At 65.0% G+C, this 18,181-nt stretch carries 13 protein-coding genes, 1 tRNA gene and 2 pseudogenes; 9 read left to right on the forward strand and 7 right to left on the reverse strand.

Annotation, left to right across the window (positions count from 1 at the left end):
- Positions 1 to 8 precede the first annotated feature (8 nt).
- The 6 genes from ACWV14_RS34885 (at position 9) to ACWV14_RS34910 (ending at position 7,948) form a co-directional block, all read left to right on the forward strand.
- Positions 9 to 683, forward strand: a complete 675-nt coding sequence (locus ACWV14_RS34885; protein WP_454902683.1) for a heavy metal response regulator transcription factor — start codon at positions 9 to 11, stop codon at positions 681 to 683.
- A complete protein-coding gene (locus ACWV14_RS34890) occupies positions 680 to 2,083 on the forward strand; it encodes a heavy metal sensor histidine kinase (protein ID WP_454908365.1) in 1,404 nt (467 codons plus the stop codon). The genes ACWV14_RS34885 and ACWV14_RS34890 overlap by 4 nt, the downstream gene beginning before the upstream one ends.
- A 224-nt stretch (positions 2,084 to 2,307) precedes the next feature.
- Positions 2,308 to 4,566 (forward strand): copper-transporting P-type ATPase, encoded by a 2,259-nt coding sequence (locus ACWV14_RS34895; protein ID WP_454908366.1) that lies wholly within the window; start codon positions 2,308 to 2,310, stop codon positions 4,564 to 4,566.
- A 758-nt stretch (positions 4,567 to 5,324) separates the two neighbouring features.
- The gene (locus ACWV14_RS34900; protein ID WP_454908367.1) at positions 5,325 to 5,681 is read left to right on the forward strand and encodes a cell envelope biogenesis protein TolA; all 357 of its coding nucleotides are present in this window, start codon (positions 5,325 to 5,327) and stop codon (positions 5,679 to 5,681) included.
- Between the two features lie 117 nt (positions 5,682 to 5,798).
- Positions 5,799 to 6,053, forward strand: a complete 255-nt coding sequence (locus tag ACWV14_RS34905; RefSeq protein ID WP_455342659.1) for a DUF2933 domain-containing protein — start codon at positions 5,799 to 5,801, stop codon at positions 6,051 to 6,053.
- Positions 6,054 to 6,238: 185 nt separating this feature from the next.
- Positions 6,239 to 7,948: a phage integrase family protein gene (locus tag ACWV14_RS34910; protein WP_454908368.1), complete on the forward strand. Its 1,710-nt coding sequence runs from the start codon at positions 6,239 to 6,241 to the stop codon at positions 7,946 to 7,948.
- On the opposite strand, the gene ACWV14_RS34915 is transcribed toward ACWV14_RS34910, so the two are convergent.
- From ACWV14_RS34915 to ACWV14_RS34925, 3 genes are all read right to left on the reverse strand, one after another.
- On the reverse strand, positions 7,943 to 8,224 hold the full coding sequence (locus tag ACWV14_RS34915; protein WP_454908369.1) for a hypothetical protein: 282 nt from the start codon (positions 8,222 to 8,224) through the stop codon (positions 7,943 to 7,945). The genes ACWV14_RS34910 and ACWV14_RS34915 overlap by 6 nt on opposite strands.
- A 20-nt stretch (positions 8,225 to 8,244) precedes the next feature.
- Positions 8,245 to 8,568, reverse strand: coding sequence for a hypothetical protein (locus ACWV14_RS34920; protein WP_454908370.1), 324 nt, complete (start codon positions 8,566 to 8,568; stop codon positions 8,245 to 8,247).
- Positions 8,569 to 8,869: 301 nt separating this feature from the next.
- Positions 8,870 to 11,818: a Tn3 family transposase gene (locus ACWV14_RS34925; RefSeq protein ID WP_454908371.1), complete on the reverse strand. Its 2,949-nt coding sequence runs from the start codon at positions 11,816 to 11,818 to the stop codon at positions 8,870 to 8,872.
- A 152-nt stretch (positions 11,819 to 11,970) separates the two neighbouring features.
- Between ACWV14_RS34925 and ACWV14_RS34930 the strand changes: the two are divergent.
- From ACWV14_RS34930 to ACWV14_RS34940, 3 genes and pseudogenes are all read left to right on the forward strand, one after another.
- Positions 11,971 to 12,381: pseudogene (locus ACWV14_RS34930) on the forward strand (Tn3 family transposase); the annotation flags it as partial.
- A gap of 134 nt (positions 12,382 to 12,515) precedes the next feature.
- Positions 12,516 to 12,770 (forward strand): annotated as a pseudogene (locus ACWV14_RS34935) (hypothetical protein); the annotation flags it as partial.
- A 39-nt stretch (positions 12,771 to 12,809) separates the two neighbouring features.
- Positions 12,810 to 12,884, forward strand: a tRNA-Arg gene (locus tag ACWV14_RS34940).
- A 73-nt stretch (positions 12,885 to 12,957) separates the two neighbouring features.
- Here ACWV14_RS34940 and ACWV14_RS34945 read toward each other — a convergent pair.
- From ACWV14_RS34945 to ACWV14_RS34960, 4 genes are all read right to left on the reverse strand, one after another.
- Positions 12,958 to 15,159: a molybdopterin cofactor-binding domain-containing protein gene (locus ACWV14_RS34945; protein ID WP_454912867.1), complete on the reverse strand. Its 2,202-nt coding sequence runs from the start codon at positions 15,157 to 15,159 to the stop codon at positions 12,958 to 12,960.
- Complete coding sequence (locus ACWV14_RS34950) at positions 15,156 to 15,614, reverse strand: (2Fe-2S)-binding protein (RefSeq protein ID WP_454908427.1); 459 nt, start codon at positions 15,612 to 15,614, stop codon at positions 15,156 to 15,158. The genes ACWV14_RS34945 and ACWV14_RS34950 overlap by 4 nt, the downstream gene beginning before the upstream one ends.
- Before the next feature lie 151 nt (positions 15,615 to 15,765).
- Entirely contained in the window at positions 15,766 to 16,935 is a 1,170-nt protein-coding gene (locus ACWV14_RS34955) for a CaiB/BaiF CoA transferase family protein (protein ID WP_454908428.1), read from the reverse strand.
- Positions 16,935 to 18,107 carry an acyl-CoA dehydrogenase gene (locus ACWV14_RS34960; protein WP_454908429.1) on the reverse strand — a complete coding sequence of 391 codons (1,173 nt, stop codon included), beginning with the start codon at positions 18,105 to 18,107 and terminating at the stop codon, positions 16,935 to 16,937. The genes ACWV14_RS34955 and ACWV14_RS34960 overlap by 1 nt, the downstream gene beginning before the upstream one ends.
- Positions 18,108 to 18,181 lie beyond the last annotated feature (74 nt).

The following is an 18,181-nucleotide window of genomic DNA, read 5'->3' on the forward strand; positions in this document are numbered from 1 at the left end:
TCAAAGAAATGAAAATCCTGTTGATCGAAGACGAAGCGAGCGCCGCTGCCTACTTGAAGCAAGGTCTGACCGAGAGCGGCTTCACGGCGGAAGTCGCGACCAATGGCAGCGACGGCCTGCACGCAGCCATGAACGGAGATCATGACCTGGTGGTCTTGGACGTGATGCTGCCCGGCATCGACGGCTTTGCGGTGTTGTCCGCCCTTCGAACTTCGAAGCAGACGCCGGTGCTGATGCTCACGGCGCGCTCCAAGGTCGACGACAAGGTCAAGGGTTTCGACCTCGGCGCCGACGACTACCTGGTCAAGCCTTTCCAGTTTCCCGAGCTGCTTGCTCGAATCCGCGCGCTCCTCAAGCGCGGTGCCAAAGCAGCGTCCGACGACGTGCTGCGCGTCGCGGACCTCGAGGTGGATTCCGTCAAGCATCGCGCCATCCGAACCGGCCAGCGCATCGATTTGTCAGCCAAGGAGTTCGCGTTGCTGGTCTTGTTCATGCGCAGGAGCGGCGAAGTGCTGTCCAGGACGCAGATTGCTTCGCTGGTCTGGGACATCAATTTTGATTCCGATACCAACGTCGTGGACGTGGCCGTGCGCCGCTTGCGCGTCAAGATCGACGACCCCTTCGAGACGAAGCTGATCCACACCGTGCGGGGGGTGGGCTACGTGTTCGAGCACCGGCCATGAGGCCGAAAAGCCTGTCGGTGCGGCTGGCGCTGTTGGTCGGCCTGTTGGGCCTTTTGCAGGGTGCCGGCGTCCTGTGGTTTTCCTATCACACGATGCAGCAGGAACTGGGGGCACAACGGCGGTCCGTCCTGCGTGACAAGGTCGACTACGCTCGACAACTGATCGGTGAATTGCCGGACGAAGTGGCTATTCGCGCCAGTGCCTTCGAGCTCGTGGACCTCATCACCGGACACGCCGAGTTGCATCTGGCGATCGCGCGACGGGGGTCCACGAATCCCACCGTCGCGTTCAGCCGCGAAGCCATTGAATCCTTAAGCCGATTGAAGGACGACACCTGGGGAACAGACGCATTCCTGCAGTGGCGTGCGCAGACCAGCAACGCGCCGATGCTTTCACAGGCCGGGGCCGTGCAACTCAAAAACGGCGAGGCCTACGAGATTGTCGCCACCGTCGACCGCAGCGAAGACCAGCGGCTGCTGCGCAGTCTGCTGGTCACCGCACTGACCGGGGCACCATTCGGCTTGGCGCTCGTGATCGTCAGCGCACTGGCTATTGTCATGTTTGGTCTGCGGCCGTTGCGGCGTTTCCAGAAAGCCGCCACCGGCATCACGGCTCGCAACCTCTCGGCCCGGATCGACTCGAAGGGCCTGCCCACCGAACTGCAAGGCCTTTGCCACGCTTTCAATGCCATGCTGGAGCGCCTGGACGACGGGGTGCGCCGGTTGTCGGAGTTTTCGGAGGATTTGGCTCATGAACTGCGTACGCCTCTGGCGACGCTGCTGGGCCGCACGCAGGTCGTGCTGTCGCAGCCGCGCACAGTCGAGCAACTGACGGACCTGCTCGAAAACAACGTCGACGAACTGGAGCGACTGAGCCGTCTGGTGTCCGACATTCTGTTCTTGGCGCAAGCCGATCATGCGCAAATGGCCGTAGAGCGGCGCGAACTCGATCTGGCGGACCAGGCGCGCACCGTCGCTGAATTCTTGCAGTTGCTGGCCGACGAGCGCGGCATCAAGATCTCGGTGGAAGGCAGCGCGCGCGTGGCAGCAGACGGCGGCCTGGTGCAAAGGGCGATCACCAACCTGCTGTCCAATGCCGTGCGTCATGGAGCACAGGGAATGCCGGTGACGGTGGCCGTGTCGTATGCCGATGAACTGAGTGCCAAGTTGGAGGTGGTCAATCAGGGTGAACCGATCGCGCCCCAGCACTTGGAACGGCTCTTTGACCGCTTTTACCGCGTCGACAGTTCGCGCGCGCGCGATTTGGGCGGCACCGGCCTCGGATTGGCGATCGTCAAAGCGATCATGGGACTTCATGGCGGGCGGGTCGCGGCCACCAGCAGCGCAAGCGGCGAGACGCGCTTCGCGCTTTACTTTCCGCGTGCGGACAAGGGCCGCTGACCGATTCTCCGGCCTCTGGACGTCGCATTGTTCAGCCGGCACCCCATCAGCGCGCTAAACAGGACACCGGCACCGCCTGCGGTGATCGAGATTGAGCGTCTCGCCGGCCCATGCGCACACGTACCGCCTCATCATGAGGTCGGTGCCGTCTCATTCCAACCCGCGAAATCCCTTGACCTTTACACGGTGGGAAGGTGGAGACTGTTCTGGAATAGGAGCCCATCATGCAACTGCACCCTCACAGTCCAGGCGCAACGGAGGCCGACAAACGTTCTCATCGGCATCCCGTTGGTGCGAATACTCAGCTTGCCGCGGGTGAGCATGCCGGTCAGCGCGACGCTTTGAGCAAGCGGGCCGCAGTTGCAGGTGTCGAATACACCTGTCCCATGCACCCGCAGGTGCGGCAGATGGGGCCCGGAAACTGTCCGATTTGCGGGATGGCTCTGGAGCCGGTTGTCGCTACGGTGGAAACAGGGGAGAACCCGGAACTGAGGGACATGAACCGTCGGTTCTGGGGTGGGTTGGCGCTCACCGTGCCTGTGGTCGCGCTCGAGATGGGCGGCCACCTCGCCAATCTGCAGAGCTTGATGAGTCAGCAAACATCGAACTGGCTTCAACTGTTGTTCGGCACACCGGTGGTGCTGTGGGCCGGCTGGCCGTTCTTCGTTCGGGGGTGGGCCTCTGTGACGAACCGCAACCTCAACATGTTCAGCCTCATTGCGCTGGGCGTTGGTGTTGCCTGGGTGTACAGCATGATCGGCGCGATGGCACCACGGTTGTTCCCGTTGGACCTGCGCACGGGGGACGGGGCGGTTCCGATCTACTTCGAGGCGGCTGCGGTCATCACCGTCCTGGTGCTTTTGGGGCAGGTGCTGGAATTGCGGGCGCGCGAAAGGACGTCCGGTGCGATACGCGCCTTGCTCGACCTCGCACCGAAGACGGCCGTGCGCGTGAGAAGCGACGGGTCCGACGAGACGGTGGAACTCGACGCTGTGCTCGTGGGCGAGCGGCTACGGGTGCGCCCGGGGGAAAAAATACCGGTAGACGGCGAGATCGTGGAAGGCAAGGCGACGGTCGACGAGTCGATGGTCACCGGTGAACCGATTCCGGTCGTCAAGACGCCCGGTTCCAAGGTCACTGCCGGCACTCTCAACCAGACGGGTGGCTTCGTCATGCAAGCCGAAAAGGTGGGCGCTGATACCCTACTTGCCCAGATCGTCCAGATGGTTGCGTCCGCTCAACGCAGCCGCGCCCCGATTCAGCGGATGGCCGACCGGGTGGCGGGCTGGTTCGTGCCGGTTGTGATTGCCGTCGCGCTTCTGGCCTTCGGCGCCTGGCTTGTCTGGGGACCCAGCCCGGCCGTCGCGTACGCACTTGTCTCTTCCGTCGCCGTCCTCATCATCGCCTGTCCCTGCGCTCTTGGCCTGGCCACACCGATGTCCATCATGGTGGGCGTTGGGAAGGGCGCGCAGCACGGCGTGCTCATCCGAGATGCACAGGCGCTGGAGCGCATGGAGAAGGTCGATACGCTCGTGGTGGACAAGACAGGCACGTTGACGCAGGGGCGGCCGAAGGTGGTGCGCGTCGAATCGGCGCCTGGCTTTGACGTCGCCACGGTGCTTCAGAAGCTCGCCAGCGTCGAGCGGGCGAGCGAACATCCACTGGCCGCCGCCATCGTCGCCGACGCACTGGAGCGCCAGTTGCCCCTGTCGCCCGTTCTGGACTTTGACTCACCCGTCGGCAAGGGCGTGATCGGCATGGTCGAGGGCGCGCGGGTGATCTGCGGAAGCGCGAAATTTCTGGCTGAGAACGATGTCGACGTCAGTGGCATGGCTGCAGCGGCAGACGCTGTGCGGGCGCAAGCTGCGACGGTCATCTTCGTGAGCATCGACGCCCGCCTGGCTGGTTTCGTCGGCATTGCCGACCCCATCAAGCCCAGCACACCGGAAGCCATCGCCGTGCTGCGCCGCGAGAACATCCGCGTGGTCATGCTCACCGGCGACGGCAAGACCACCGCGGAGGTTGTAGGTCGCCAGCTCGGCATAGACGAAGTCATTGCAGACGTTCTGCCGCAAGACAAGACATCAGTGGTGCAACGGCTGAAGGCCGAGGGCCGGGTGGTGGCCATGGCAGGCGATGGCGTCAATGACGCCCCGGCGCTGGCTGCAGCAGACGTTGGCATTGCCATGGGAACCGGCACCGACGTTGCCATGGAGAGTTCAGGGGTGACGCTGCTGCAGGGTGATCTCATGGGGATTGCGCGTGCGCGTCGCCTTTCGCAGGCCACGATGAAGAACATCCGAACCAACCTCTTTTTCGCCTTCTTCTACAACGTCGTTGGGATTCCGATAGCAGCTGGCATGCTGTACCCGTTCTTCGGCATCCTCCTGTCGCCGGTGGTGGCGGCCGCCGCGATGGCGCTGTCGTCGGTGAGTGTGATTGCCAATTCGCTGCGTCTACGCGCGAGCAAACTGGTCGATTAGTTGTTGGTCGTAAAGGATCGCCGGAGAATAAACATTCGCCCCACGGCGAAGGTCAACCGGTCCCCCTCTTGACCTTGCCACAGCGGTAAGGTGTTGGCTGAAGGTATCGACAACAGGGTCGTTTGGAGGCATTGCGATGGCGCACAGATCTGACGTTTCCCAGGGCCTGGGGCAGGAGGTGCTACGGCTATATAAGCAGGCGGTGGCCGAGCGGCGATGGGAGGTCGCCGAGTTCCTGATGTGCGCTCTGGAGCAGTTGGCAAAATCCGACTTGGAAAGTGAGGCTGCAGTTGAGCAAGGTTACTTGTACATCGGCCGCGGTCGGCAGTCTTTCAATGCGTGAGACGTGACGCCGATTGCCATGGCGGTTGCAACCCGCAGGCCCCTCGTCCAGAAGCGTCGCGGCGTTGTTCCAAATCAACATGGCTCAGACACCGAGGCCGGTCCCCAAGGGGATCTTGAAGTGACACCGCACACCCCGCACAAAGCGGGCGCCGTCGACACGCGACCACATCCAAGATCTGCATAGTCTTCGCAGCGGCTTTTTATCGGGTTGTGCCCCACTGGACGGGGGACCAGTCACGACGACGAGGCCGCTTAGCCTTGCCGACCAACTGCCGCGCATGCCGCGGTGCACGCGCTCCGTGTTGCACTGTTCGCGGCTGCCTGCAGGTGACGAAATCGTCATGCGGCGGTCAGGCGGTTGTTGTACCCCAGCTTCTAAAGTTTGAACCGTGACGCAAGCGAGACGGTCGACCTTGAAGCCGATCACCGAGGCGTCATTTCTCTTAACTTTCAAGGAGCCTGAGATGAAGAAGATTCTGCTCGCGATTGGGACCACAACACTGCTGCTGTCCGGCGCCTACGCGCAGAGCCAGACGCAGGAAGCGGCTCCGCCGACCAACACCAAATCGCAAATCTTGGCCGAGGCCAGGAAGAATGCGAAGCCGACAGGCGTCAAACAGATCAAGGATGGCGGCACCGCCGTTGGACAAGGCTCGGGCGTGATGGGGACGAGCAAGTCCGAGATGGTTGGCGAGAGCCGGAAAGCGGCGCGTGAGGCGCGTCCCCACCGGGATTCGACGCAAGGCGGCACCCCCAAAGAATCGCGGTGACGACAAGTTCCTTCATCGTCGTACCGGACCGGCGCCTTGCCAGTCCGGTCGACGTGAACGACCCGTCGAACGTCAAGTGTCCCATCCTGCCGCGCCCCTATTTCAAGGAATTTGATTATGAACTGCAATTTGAAAACGATCATCAAGATTGGTATCGGGCTAGGAATTGCCCTGACCGCTGTGTACTTCGCATTGCCCTCATCCCACGCGTTCATTCTGGCCAGTGCACCCTTCTTGCTGTTCCTCGCCTGCCCGATCGCGATGATTTTCATGATGAAGGGCATGAACGGCGCCACGAAAGATGAGAGCGCCAAGGTTGAAGAGGGCAAAGTGAATTCCGTGGTGGGCGAGACCAAGCCAGACAAGACCTAACGCGAATCTCGACCACGCATTCACGCACGTTCGGCTGCGCGGCTGCGCCAACGCCGGAGCCAAGCGAAGCCCTTGCCGGAGTAAGGTGGGATCAGCACCCTCGTGACAGATTGCTGTTCTACGGATGAACTATTGTGATAACTCTTCTTATCGCAATAGCCATCTCATCTGGCTAAACTCCGAAGATGAAAAGTACCCTGAGCACCCGGATCCTGGAAGAGGCGTCGCAGGACTTCCCCGGTGCCGCGGCGCTCGCGGCCCTGCGCGCCTGGTACGCCGGCATGGGCACCACCGAGGCTGTCGCTCAGTTCCTGCCGCACAGCACTGGCGCAGGCAGGTCATCCCGCGCCGTCCTGGGCGACATCCGGCGCCAGTTGGCGGACCGCGCCCGCCGGTGCCGCCGCGACGATCTGGCGCAACTGATCCTGCACCCGTCCTCCGAGCGGCCGAAGCGGGTCTGTGCCGTCATGGCGGCGATCGACCTGTTGCGCGGGCTCGCCGTGCCGCGGCCGCTGGTGACGGACGCCGTCGAGCGCTGGCTGCCCGCGCGCATCGCCAAGCCCATCCAGGCCCACGGCCTGCGCACGCTGGCCGATCTGACGGTGCGCGTGCCGCGCCGGCGGCGCTGGTGGGCGGACATTCCCGGCTTGGGCGCCACCGGCGCCAGGCAGGTGGAAGCTTTTTTTGCGGCGCATCCGTCTCTGACCGCCGCCGCCCGTGCGCTGGTGCCGGTCGGCATGCCGCAGGACGTGGTGCCCTGGGAGCGGCTGTACGTGCCCCACGAGGTCGACGGCTCGCGCGGTGCCTTCCGGGCGCCGCTGGAGACCTGCATCCTGGGCGCGCGCAACGACTACGAGGCGGTGCAGGCTTGGCTGTCGCTGCACGAGTCGGCGGCCACCCAGCGGGCCTACCGCAAGGAGGCCGAGCGGTTGATCCTCTGGGCCATCCTGGAGCGCGGCAAGGCGCTGTCGTCGCTGACGACAGAAGATGCCGTGGCGTACCGGGCGTTTCTGCGTCACCCCGCACCACGCGGGCGTTGGGTCGGACCGGCCGCGCCGCGTTCCTCGCCCGAGTGGCGGCCATTCACCGGTGCCCTGTCAGCCCGCTCCGTGGCCTACGCGCTGTCGGTGGCCGGAGCCTTGTTCCGCTGGCTGATCCAGCAGCGCTATGCGCTGGCCAATCCCTTCGCCGGCATCAAAGTCCGGGGTGCCTCGAGGTCAGAGCCGCTGGCGGTGACGCGGGTCTTTGGCGAAGGGGAATGGGCGATCCTGCAGGCGGTGGCCGAGGGCCTGGAATGGGTGCATGGCTGGGAAGCACCGGCGGCGCAGCGGCTGCGGTTCGTGCTGGATTTTGCCTACGCGACCGGGCTGCGCATTGGTGAGTTGGTCGGCGCAACGCTCGGCCAGATCGAGGCGGACATTCATGGCGATCACTGGCTGCGCCTGGTGGGCAAAGGCGGCAAGGCCGGCAAGGTGGCGCTGCCGCCGCTGGCCCGGTCTGCGCTGGACCGGTACCTGATGCAGCGTCAACTGCCGATCACGCCGGCCCGATGGAATCCGAAGACGCCGCTGCTCGGCAGCCTGGAGTTGGAGAGTGTTGCCGGCATCACGGCCACGCGGCTGTGGAGCATCATGCGGCGCTTCTTTCTGAAGGTGGCCGAGGCCGTCGAGGCGGACAGCCCGGCGCTTGCGGACAAACTGCGCCGTGCCAGTCCCCACTGGATGCGCCACACCCATGCCACGCATGCGCTGGCGCGCGGCGCGGAACTCACGACGGTGCGCGACAACCTGCGCCACGCCTCTATCACGACGACCTCGATCTACCTGCACGGCGACGAGGTTAAGCGGGCGCGGCAGATGGATACCGCGTTCGCAGCACGCGGCCCGAACTCATGAGCCGGCCGCGGCGGCTGCCTTGCGCAGGGCGCGCAGTTCCAAGCGCGCGGACTCGCGGATGTCGTCGCGGTCCAGTTCGACGGCGGTGTCGTCGGCCCAGGTTTGCCAGAGGCTTTCGAGCCAGGCTTGGCGGGTGCTGAAGGATTCGACCGCGTAGTCGAGCCAACTGGCGTATCCGGCGGGCGGTGGTAACGGCTTTTGAATGGTGAAGAGGAATTCTCCTTGGTGAGTCGAAACAGGGCCGAGATCATCCAATGCGACAGCGATGGCCGGCAAGTCCAATTTGCATCTGTTGCTTATTGATCCTGCCGGGTGATCAGCGCTCGAACCGCGGTGCCGTATTGCTGCTGGATCTGGGCCCACTGGGTAGCCCGCTGCTCGTAGGCCGTTGTTTCCTCGGTCGTCATCGCCTGACTTGCCTGCGCCCAGCGCGCAAAGGTAGCCACGGTCGAGACGCCGCGGTCGTGGCCGGCGCGCAAACGCCGAGGAACGGCGCTCGTCCAGGCTAATGCGCGTTCGCCGTTGACCCGCTCGAAGATCGAGTCAACGATTCGGACTCCGGCGCTTTTCGACGTTGCATTGCTGTATTTGCCGCCGACAACGATGTCAGAGAATTTCATGTGCCGTTCAGATTTCTTTTTAAATCAATAGCTTAGATGCTTTGTGTCTTGCTGAGCCACGGCAGTCCAGTCCCCAACCTCAATTCCGCCGCCCTCGGATCGCTCGGGCATCAGGAACATCGAACCAAGCACACCAATCTGCACGGAAAGGACGATCACCCCGAGCTACGCTGGGCGTTTTCTGAGTCGCGTGCAAATCACAGCGGTTTGGCATTGAATTCCCATATGAATCAAGCACTTGTGAAAGGCCTGGTGTCGAGGCACTTTCTGATTCATGTGCAAACCGCAGCGCTGCGGTGCATCACATGGCCCCGGCAGCACGCCGCTTTGGGGCGGTCTTGTGCAGCAAGGCGTCCTCGAACTGCTCGATCCTGAACGCGATGGTTCCGCGAAAGTTGATGTGCCCGAAGTGCACCGGCCCCATGCGGCGCAGCCAGGCATCTTCGATGGGGTGCTGTTCCTTGCGCCAGCGATCGACAACACCTTGCATCCTCATGGTGTTCCATGCGACGACCACGTTCGTCAGCAAGGCGTGAGAACCCGAGATGGCCCGCATCTCGTCGCGCCGGCGACCGCGCTCGGGAAGAATCCGGCCATGGTAGATGGCACGCTGAAGTTGGTGCACCGACTCACCCCGGTTCAGCAGCGTGTGGATCTCGCGGCGGAATTCGGTGTTGGTGAAGTAGTCGCACAGAAAAATCGTGCGCAACAGCTTTCCCAGCTCATCTGCGGCCCGGTGCAAAGGATCACCCTTGGCGGCGCTGCCGAGTTTTTCCAGCGCTTCCTTGGCCGAGAGATGGCCGCCGCGGATCGAGGCGATCAACCTCAAAAGATCATCCCAGCCTTTGGTGATCGCCCGCTCGGAGACGTCGCCAATGGCAAGCTGCTCCAGATTCTCGGGTCGCTCGAACGAGCGCGGCAGATAGAGCTTGCGCTCGGCGAGATTCTGCAGGCGAACGCACAGGTCGAAGCCCAGCAGCTTCGCGACGGCCATCGCGACGTTCGTGTAGCCGTGCGTGTCCACCGCGAGCAGAGACAACCGGAGACCGTCGGCACCCAATGTGTTGTTGTGGGACTCCACCCCGTGAACCGCGACCGGTGCCTGGCGCTCGTTCAGGACGATCGGCTGGTCATAGAACAGGCCGTACGATCCCATGACGTGCGAATAGACCCCAACCGCGGGCGTGCGCCGGCGCGGGTCCAGCCGCGCGTTGTACAAGTGCCTGGACGCGTCCAGCGACATCATGTCGGCCGACGCCTTGTCGCCCTTGCCCCAAAGGCTTGCGATAGGGTGCTGGCGCTGGAATGCGACGAGACGCTCATTCGCACGCCGAAGGCGGCCATGCCCTTCCAGGGACCGCATGGCGGCCGAGATGTGAGAAACCTCCAGGCCGGGAACCATCGCGGCGACACCTCTCGCATCGTTCTCAGTGCCGTGCGCCAGGAGCGCACCGTACAAGGCACTGAGTTCGCGGGGCGTTTTCGCACGACTGCCCAAAAGCAGTTCACTGAAACCGACATGCGCATCGAGTTCAACGATCATGTCGCCGAACTGGGCATCGCCGATGATCGCAAAGATGGCATCCCGGCTCCGGCTGGCTTGGGCGTCGACGTCCATCGGCTGGATGGCAGGCAGTCGCACATGCCCTTGGGCGTCGATCTCGACCTTTCCGGCGGCGCACGCGGTGGACAGCGCCTGGAGGCATTCCTTCAGGGTGCCATGAAGGCGATCCAGAAATTGCTTCGGGTCGGCTGTGAGGCTCAGGGCACTGATCAAGCTCTGCCGCTTCTTCTTCCAGTCCTGCGGCGAGATCAACTGATCCTGCCTGTTGCGGTGGCTCCAGCTGTGATCGATCCACAGACGACCACCGCGCAGACCCTTGCGCACCGACGTGAGGGTGGACGCGCGAAGCGCGGCAAGAGCCTTCTTGCGATCGGGAGCATTCAGCAACTCATGCCACACCGGGTCCGTGATCGTGACATCGAAATCCTTAGGCAACTCTCTGATGCCACGCGCCTGGAGGTCGCGCAGCGCCTGGATCTGCTTGAGGGGACGCTGCGATTCATCGCCCTTGACCTCGAAGTGTGCCAACGAATTCAGCAGGGCTGTGATCTTCTGGTTGTCCTGCGTGAGTGCCTGCCTGACAAGCGCTGCGCGGCTCGTGAGGGGAGAACCGCACTCGGGCGGGATCAACGCTTTCAAGGCTTCGATCTTCTGCTGGGCCGTCTGGTCCTCGGCATACAGCAAGTTGCGAATCTTTTCGCGCTCCTGGCGCAGTTCGATGGCGCCACGTGCCTGCGTGGACTGGACCCGGCTGGAGGCATGGCGCACAAAATCGCAGACGCGGCGACCGGCCATGTACACGGTGGCGTCCGTCAGCTCGAGCAGGGTCACGCGCAGGAAACAAGCAATCTCCACCGCCTTCCTGTCCTCGCTCAGCCGCTCGGTGTCGAACGGGGGCCGGCTGACGACGCTATGGCTGTAAGCCCTCAGGCGCGCGTTCGAGATGCCGGACAGCGCCCAGTCGTGAACGCCGAGGGATTTGAGGTAGGAGACCTTCTCAGTGACCTCACTCAGGCCGCTGGGACCATGTTTACCCGGCGGCACCCTCAGCCATTCGAGAATGGTGCCACCCGTTCGGCCACGGCGCTTCGAAAACACCCGGGTAATGGCCCGCCTCAACATCGGTGCAGAGATCTCGCTGCGCACCGAGGCGAGCGCGGCGGCTTCAGTGGCCGCAAAGGCCTGGCGGGCGATGTCCCGAATCGCACGATCCCCTGGCAGGAGGTGTCTGCGGTCGAAGAGCCAGTGCTCAGCCTCCTTGACGAGTTCGTCGACAGATGAGGCCGTCGCCGCGAGTTCAGTCAGCGCGTCGGCAAGTTGTTTGAGAGTCGAGTCGTCGGCCGGGGAGAGGCCACTGGCTTCTCGGGCCCATTTTTGATGAGCGAATCGCGTGGCCGACCGCTTGTACAGCGTCTTGAGCGTTGCGATCGCCGTGTCGTTCAACGCCAGCGATATGCAAAGGGATTTCAGCAGCGCTCGGGGAATGCCCGTGACCTTGTCGAGAGAGCGACCCGTGGCCCGAATGAACACCAGTTGCAGTGCTGCACCCAGTCGCGCGCTCTTGAACTTCTCTCGAACGTCGGCGATGTCCTTCTCACTCAGGCGAAAGGATTCATCAACATCCATCTCCGAAAGCGACTTGGGCAACTCGACCGCACCCACGAACCTCAAGTGGAAACTCGACACCGTGTTCCTCTCGTCGACGCCGAATGGCGCAGGCGGCGCCAATCATGGCAGAGACGGAGGTCCGTGAAACCCGGGCTGAGTTACTCTTGCGAATACAAGGGTTTACCCTTTATTCAAACCGCTGCGATTTGCACCGGAACCGAGATCACCCCTTGCTGCGTACGGCGTTTTTGGCTGACTACTTTGTCAAGGACGCTTTCAGGAACGAGTTGCGCCGGGTGCTCAATCGGGGCGAGGCTGTTAACGCCCTCAAGCGCGCCATTTATACCGGCCGGATCAGCCCGGCGCAGGCCAAACGTGTCGATGAAATGCAGGCTGTGGCCGATGCGTTGAGCCTGATGGCCAACATCGTGATGGCGTGGAATACCTCACAGATGCAGGCGGTCCTGGATCGCTGGTCGAACCGCCGCCAGGTCATTCCACCGGAACTGATCGGGAAGATTGCGCCCACCAGGCTGGAGAGCATCAACTTGCGGGGTGTGTTTCGCTTCCCGGTTGACCGCTATGCTGACCAAATCCTGCCTTCGCGGCCAAATGCATCGATAACTGGCACCAATGGATGAAACCGACCACGGTTTGACGCCACGAATCGCAGATTTGAAAGTGAACAGGAAAGTCAATGAAATCAACGATCTACCAACACCACCTCCGCGCCAGTGCTAGCTTTTCGTACCGTCACTTATTGCACTGAAAACGAGGAGACCCCACCATGAGCCCGTACGAGATCCTGCAGCCGGGCGGCAGCGTCGAGCACCACAACCCTGAACCCGGGGCCGAGTGGCTGCAGCGGCTGACACATGCGTTCCCGAAGTCCGTGTGGATCAACCCCGAACCGCAGGGCGTCTGGGGCTACCGGCAAAGCATCAGCATCGTCCAGCAGCTCATGGGGCAGCGCATGTACCCGCTGACGGTCAAGGGCCTGGAAGAGGCCATGCGGCTGCTGTCCAAGTAGCGGCGGCGCGGGACGCCGCCACTACAATGGGCGCCCTTCGCCGCCGTAGTTCAATGGATAGAACGAGCGCCTCCTAAGCGCTAGATACAGGTTCGATTCCTGTCGGTGGTGCCAAGGCCAAGGCCCCATGCAAAGCGAAACGGCCGCCTGGTCTGCACCAGGCGGCCGTTCTACTTCAGCTCACGCTTCAGGCGCGCTTGAGCGTGGAGGTCTCGAAGGGCAGCGTGCGCAGGCGCTGCCCCGTGGCACGGGCGATGGCGTTGGCCACCGCCGGCGCCACCAACGGCACACCGCACTCTCCCACGCCGCCCGGGGCGGCGTCGCTCTTGACCAGCTGCACCTGCATGGGAGGCAGGTCGGCGGCGCGGGTCAGGTGGGCGTAGTCGTGGAAGTTGGAAGGCACGACCGCACCGTCCTTCAGGACCAGCTCGGCCCGCAGCGATTCCAGACCCCACATCAGACCGCCTTCGACCTGGTGGATCACGTTCTCCGGCATCACGGCCACGCCGCAGTCGATGACGGCCCAGAGCTTGGTGACCTTGAAGTCACCGACCTTGCGGTCCACGGCGACCTCGGCCACCAGTGCCGCGTGGGTGTTCCAGATGTCCGAATAGGCCACGCCCAAGGCGCGACCCGGCTGGCGCCGGCCGCTCCAGTTGGACAGCTTGGCGGCCTCGCGCAGCACGGCCTGGGCACGGGGGTGCTTGTGCAGCAGTTGCACGCGCATCTCGAGCGGGTCGACGCGGCGGCTGGCGGCCACTTCGTCGATCATGCTTTCCAGCGCGAACTTGGTGTAGCCGCCGCCCACGCCACGCCAGAACGCCACGTCCACGCCGCGCTCCTGGCGCAGGTATTCGATGTGGTGCACCGGCAGGTCGTACAGCGCCTCGGCGCCTTCATGGAAGGGCGCGTCCTTCTGCCCGGAGGCCCTGAATGCCGCAAGGTTGGCGCGCGCATAGATGCTCTCGCCAGCCAGCCGGTGCTGGATGCCGACGATGTTGCCGCGCGCGTCCAGACCCACCTCGACCCGCTGCGCGTTGAGCGGGCGCGGCTTGCCATGGCGCATCTCGTCCTCGCGCGACCAGGTTACCTTCACCGGCCGGCCCCCCATCTCACGCGACAGCATGGCGGCGTCGAGCGCGGCGTCCGGCTCGAGCTTGCGGCCGAAGCCACCGCCGATCAGGGTGCCGTGCACGGTGATGTCGGTGGGTGCGAGCTTGAGCCCGCCGGCCAGTGCGCCGGTGAGGCTGGAAGGCGCTTGCGTGGGCGCCCACAGTTCGAGCTTGTTGTCCTGGAAGCGCGCGGTGGCGGTGAACGGCTCCAGAGCTGCGTGCGTGATGTGGCCGGTGACGAAATCGGCGCGCAGCACCTTGGCGGCGCTGGCCAGGGCCGCCGGGGCATCGCCGTGCTTCTCGACCACCACGCCCGACTTGGACGCGTCCCGCACGACGGCGAGATAGTCCTTCTTGACCTCATCGGACGAGTAGCCGCGCGCCGGCGATTCGTTGGACCAGGTGACCTTCAGCGCGTCCTTGGCCTTGCGGGCTGCCCAGGTGTTGGTGGCGACCACACCCACGCCGTGCGGCAGGGTGATGGCCCGCACGAAGCCCTTGACCTTGGCGGCCTCGGAGGTGTCGACGGACAGCGGCTTTTCCTTCTGCACCGGCGGGCGCAGCACGGCTGCGTGCAGCATGTCGGGCAGGCGCACGTCGATGCCGTACACCGCGCGGCCGGTCACCTTGTCGCGCAGGTCCACGCGCTCGACGTCCTTGCCGGCCAGCTTCCACTGCGAGCTGGGCTTGAGCTGCGCGGGCGTGACCTCGGGCATGGCCTCGGGCACGCGGGCGAAGGCGGCGATCTCCCCGTAACCCATGCGGCGGCCGCTAGCGGCGTGCACGACCACGCCCGGCTCGGTGGACAGTTCGGAGGCATTGACGCCCCACTTCTCGGCCGCATTGAGCAGGAGCACCTGGCGCGCCTGGGCGCCGGCCAGGCGCATGGGGTTGTAGTAGCCGCGGGTGGTGCGGCTGGCGCCGGTGACCTGGCCGCCACCGAACATCGGGTTGCCGAATTCCTTGGGCCGGTGGGGCGCCTGGCGGACCACGACGCGCGACCAGTCGGCGTCCAGTTCCTCGGCCAGCAGGCGGGGCATGGCGGTGGAGGTGCCCTGCCCCATCTCGGCGGCGGGCGAGAAGATGGTCACGGTGCCGTCGGCTCCGATGGCGACCCAGGCCGTGAGCGGCTTGCTTGCGGCAGGGGATGCGGCAGACTGGGCGAGCGCCTGTTCGGCGATGCCCAGTGCCGGGGCGCCGAAGGCCACGCCGAGCGCCACGCCCCCGGTGCGCAGCAGGAAGGAGCGGCGGGATTGCTGGTCGATATCGAGCTTCATGCCTGGCCCCCCTTGGCCACGCGCGCCACGGCGGCGCAGATCTGGCCATAGGTGCCGCAGCGACACAGGTTGCCGGTCATGGCTGCGACGATCTGTGCGTCGCTCGGCTTGGGGTTCTTCTTGAGGAAAGAGGCCGCCGTCATGATCTGGCCCGACTGGCAGTAGCCGCACTGCGGCACGCTCTCGGCGACCCAGGCCTTCTGCAGGGGGTGTTCGCCCTGGGGCGACAGGCCCTCGATGGTGGTGACGTTCTTGCCCGCGGCGGCGGAGACCGGCAGCACGCAGGAGCGGGTGGCCTCGCCATCGAGGTGCACGGTGCAGGCCCCGCACATGGCCATGCCGCAGCCGAATTTCGTGCCGGTCAGGTTCAGCTCATCCCGCAGTGCCCACAGCAGGGGCATGTCCGCGTCGACATCGAGGGACACGGGCTTGCCGTTAACTTTTAGATCAATCACTCTGTTGTTTCCTCGGGTTGTGTGGGCGCGCCCGGTGGGGGACGTACGCATCCCCGGACCGCGCCGCCGCGCAGTCTGGATTGCGCCCGAGGCCGAGTCAAGTCTGGAAATTACCGAGATGGCACGCGCCGCACGATACGGCAAGCGAGGATCAGCGCCCCGTGTCGTCGGCGCCCCAGGCGGCGGTGCCTCCACCCAGGCGTGGCGGCGGCAGGTCCGATCGCATGCGCCAGCCATCGATGCAGATCGGATTCGCAATCATCGGCGGCACCCCTTCGCTTCCTTCGATGCGCATGCCGCGCGCGGCGACATGGGGGTGCGCCATGACCTGACCGACATCCAGCACGGGGGCGCAGGGCACGCCGCGCTCATCCAGTGCGCGCACCCAGTCAGCCGCATCGCGCTCGAGCAGCCAGCCGGCGATCCGGGGCACCAGCTCCTGCCGGTTCTCCACGCGGCCCTGGTTGCTGGCAAAGCGCGGATCTCGCGCCACCTCCGGATGGCCGGCGGCCTCGCAGAACTTGGCGAACTGCGTGTCGTTGCCCACGGCCACCACCAGCTGCCCACTGCGGGTGGGAAAGGCCTGGTAAGGGACGATGTTGGGATGGGCATTGCCCATGCGCGTGGGCGTGCGACCGCCGATCAGCTGGTTGCTGGCCTGGTTGGCCAGCATGGCCACCTGCACATCGAACAGGGCGGCGTCGATGTGGCGGCCGCGCCCGGTGGCGTGCCGCTCGTGCAGCGCGGCTAGCATCGCGCTGGTGGCGTACACACCGGTCATGAGGTCCGTCACCGCCACGCCGACCTTCTGCGGCTCGCCGCCTGGCTCGCCGGTGATGCTCATCAGGCCAGCCTCGGCCTGGATGGCGAAGTCGTAGCCGGCCTTGGACGCCAGGGGCCCGGTCTGACCGTATCCCGTGATGGAGCAGTAGATCAGGCGCGGGTTGAGCGCGGACAGCGCCGCATAGCCCAGGCCCATGCGCTCGAGCTGGCCCAGCTTGTAGTTCTCGATCAGGATGTCGGCCTCGCGCGCCAGTTCGCGCACGCAGGCCAGGCCAGCCTCGCTGGCGAGGTCCAGCGCCACCGAACGCTTGCCCCGGTTGGCGCAGACGTAATAGGCGGCCACGCGGTCCTCGCCCTGGCCCCACCAGGGCGGTCCCCAGGCGCGGGTGTCGTCACCACTGCCGGGGCGTTCGACCTTGATCACTTCGGCGCCATAGTCGGCCAGCATCTGCGCGGCCCAGGGGCCGGCCAGCACCCGCGACAGGTCGAGTACGCGCACGCCGGCCAGCGGCCGGGGCATGGAGGCAGCGGAGGGCATCAGGAGAAGGCGGCGATGCCGGTGATCGCGCGGCCGAGGATCAGCGCGTGCACGTCGTGCGTGCCCTCGTAGGTGTTGACCACTTCCAGGTTGACCAGGTGCCGGGCCACGCCGAATTCGTCGCTGATGCCATTGCCACCCAGCATGTCGCGCGCCACCCGGGCGATGTCCAGGGCCTTGCCGCAGGAGTTGCGCTTGAGGATGGAAGTGAGTTCGACCGGCGCCGTGCCTTCGTCCTTCATGCGGCCCAGGCGCAGGCAGCCCTGCAGGCCCAGCGAGATCTCGGTCAGCATGTCCGCCAGCTTCTTCTGCACCAGCTGGTTGGCCGCCAGCGGCCGGCCGAACTGGTGGCGGTCCAGCACGTACTGGCGCGCGCGGTGGTAGCAGTCCTCGGCCGCCCCCAGGGCGCCCCAGGCAATGCCGTAGCGTGCGGAGTTCAGGCAGGTGAACGGGCCCTTCAGCCCGCGGACCTCGGGGAAGGCGTTCTCCTCGGGACAGAAGACTTCGTCCATCACGACCTCGCCCGTGATCGAGGTGCGCAGCCCCACCTTGCCGTGGATGGCCGGGGCGCTCAGGCCGCTCCAGCCCTTCTCCAGGATGAAGCCGCGGATGGCGCCCTCATCGTCCTTGGCCCAGACCACGAAGACGTCGGCGATGGGGCTGTTGGTGATCCACATCTTGGAGCCGCTCAGGCGCCAGCCGCCGGGCACCTTGCGCGCGCGCGTGGCCATGCCGCCGGGGTCGGAACCATGGTTGGGCTCGGTCAGGCCGAAGCAGCCGATCCACTCGCCACGGGCCAGCTTGGGCAGGTACTTCTGCTTCTGCTCCTCGGTGCCGAAGGCGTTGATGGGAACCATCACCAGCGAGGACTGCACGCTCATCATCGAGCGGTAGCCGGAATCGACCCGCTCGACCTCACGCGCCACCAGCCCGTAGCAAACGTAGTTGAGGCCGGCGCCACCGTAGGCCTCGGGAATGGTGGCTCCCAGCAGCCCGAGCTCGCCCATCTCGCGGAAGATCGCCGGGTCGGTGCGTTCGTGCCGGAACGACTCCTGCACGCGCGGCAGCAGGCGTTCCTGGGCGTACTGGCTGGCGGCCTCGCGCACCTGGCGCTCGTCGGCCTGCAACTGCTGGTCGAGCAGGAAAGGATCGGACCAGGAAAAGGAAGTCATGCAAGAGCCTCACAAGGTAGATCGTCTGACCGGTGGATGCTAGGCGCCGGGGCCGGTGGCGGCAAGCGAGGATC

This window comes from Variovorax durovernensis (assembly GCF_977011995.1).

Bases quoted from the DNA above. Each gene is read 5' to 3' on its own strand.
- ACWV14_RS34955 (WP_454908428.1), bottom strand. From the start codon at position 16,935: ATGCCCTCCGCTGCCTCCATGCCCCGGCCGCTGGCCGGCGTGCGCGTA.
- ACWV14_RS34895 (WP_454908366.1), top strand. From the start codon at position 2,308: ATGCAACTGCACCCTCACAGTCCAGGCGCAACGGAGGCCGACAAACGT.
- ACWV14_RS34905 (WP_455342659.1), top strand. From the start codon at position 5,799: ATGAACTGCAATTTGAAAACGATCATCAAGATTGGTATCGGGCTAGGA.
- ACWV14_RS34945 (WP_454912867.1), bottom strand. From the start codon at position 15,159: ATGAAGCTCGATATCGACCAGCAATCCCGCCGCTCCTTCCTGCTGCGC.
- ACWV14_RS34960 (WP_454908429.1), bottom strand. From the start codon at position 18,107: ATGACTTCCTTTTCCTGGTCCGATCCTTTCCTGCTCGACCAGCAGTTG.
- ACWV14_RS34890 (WP_454908365.1), top strand. From the start codon at position 680: ATGAGGCCGAAAAGCCTGTCGGTGCGGCTGGCGCTGTTGGTCGGCCTG.
- ACWV14_RS34885 (WP_454902683.1), top strand. From the start codon at position 9: ATGAAAATCCTGTTGATCGAAGACGAAGCGAGCGCCGCTGCCTACTTG.
- ACWV14_RS34920 (WP_454908370.1), bottom strand. From the start codon at position 8,568: ATGAAATTCTCTGACATCGTTGTCGGCGGCAAATACAGCAATGCAACG.
- ACWV14_RS34910 (WP_454908368.1), top strand. From the start codon at position 6,239: ATGAAAAGTACCCTGAGCACCCGGATCCTGGAAGAGGCGTCGCAGGAC.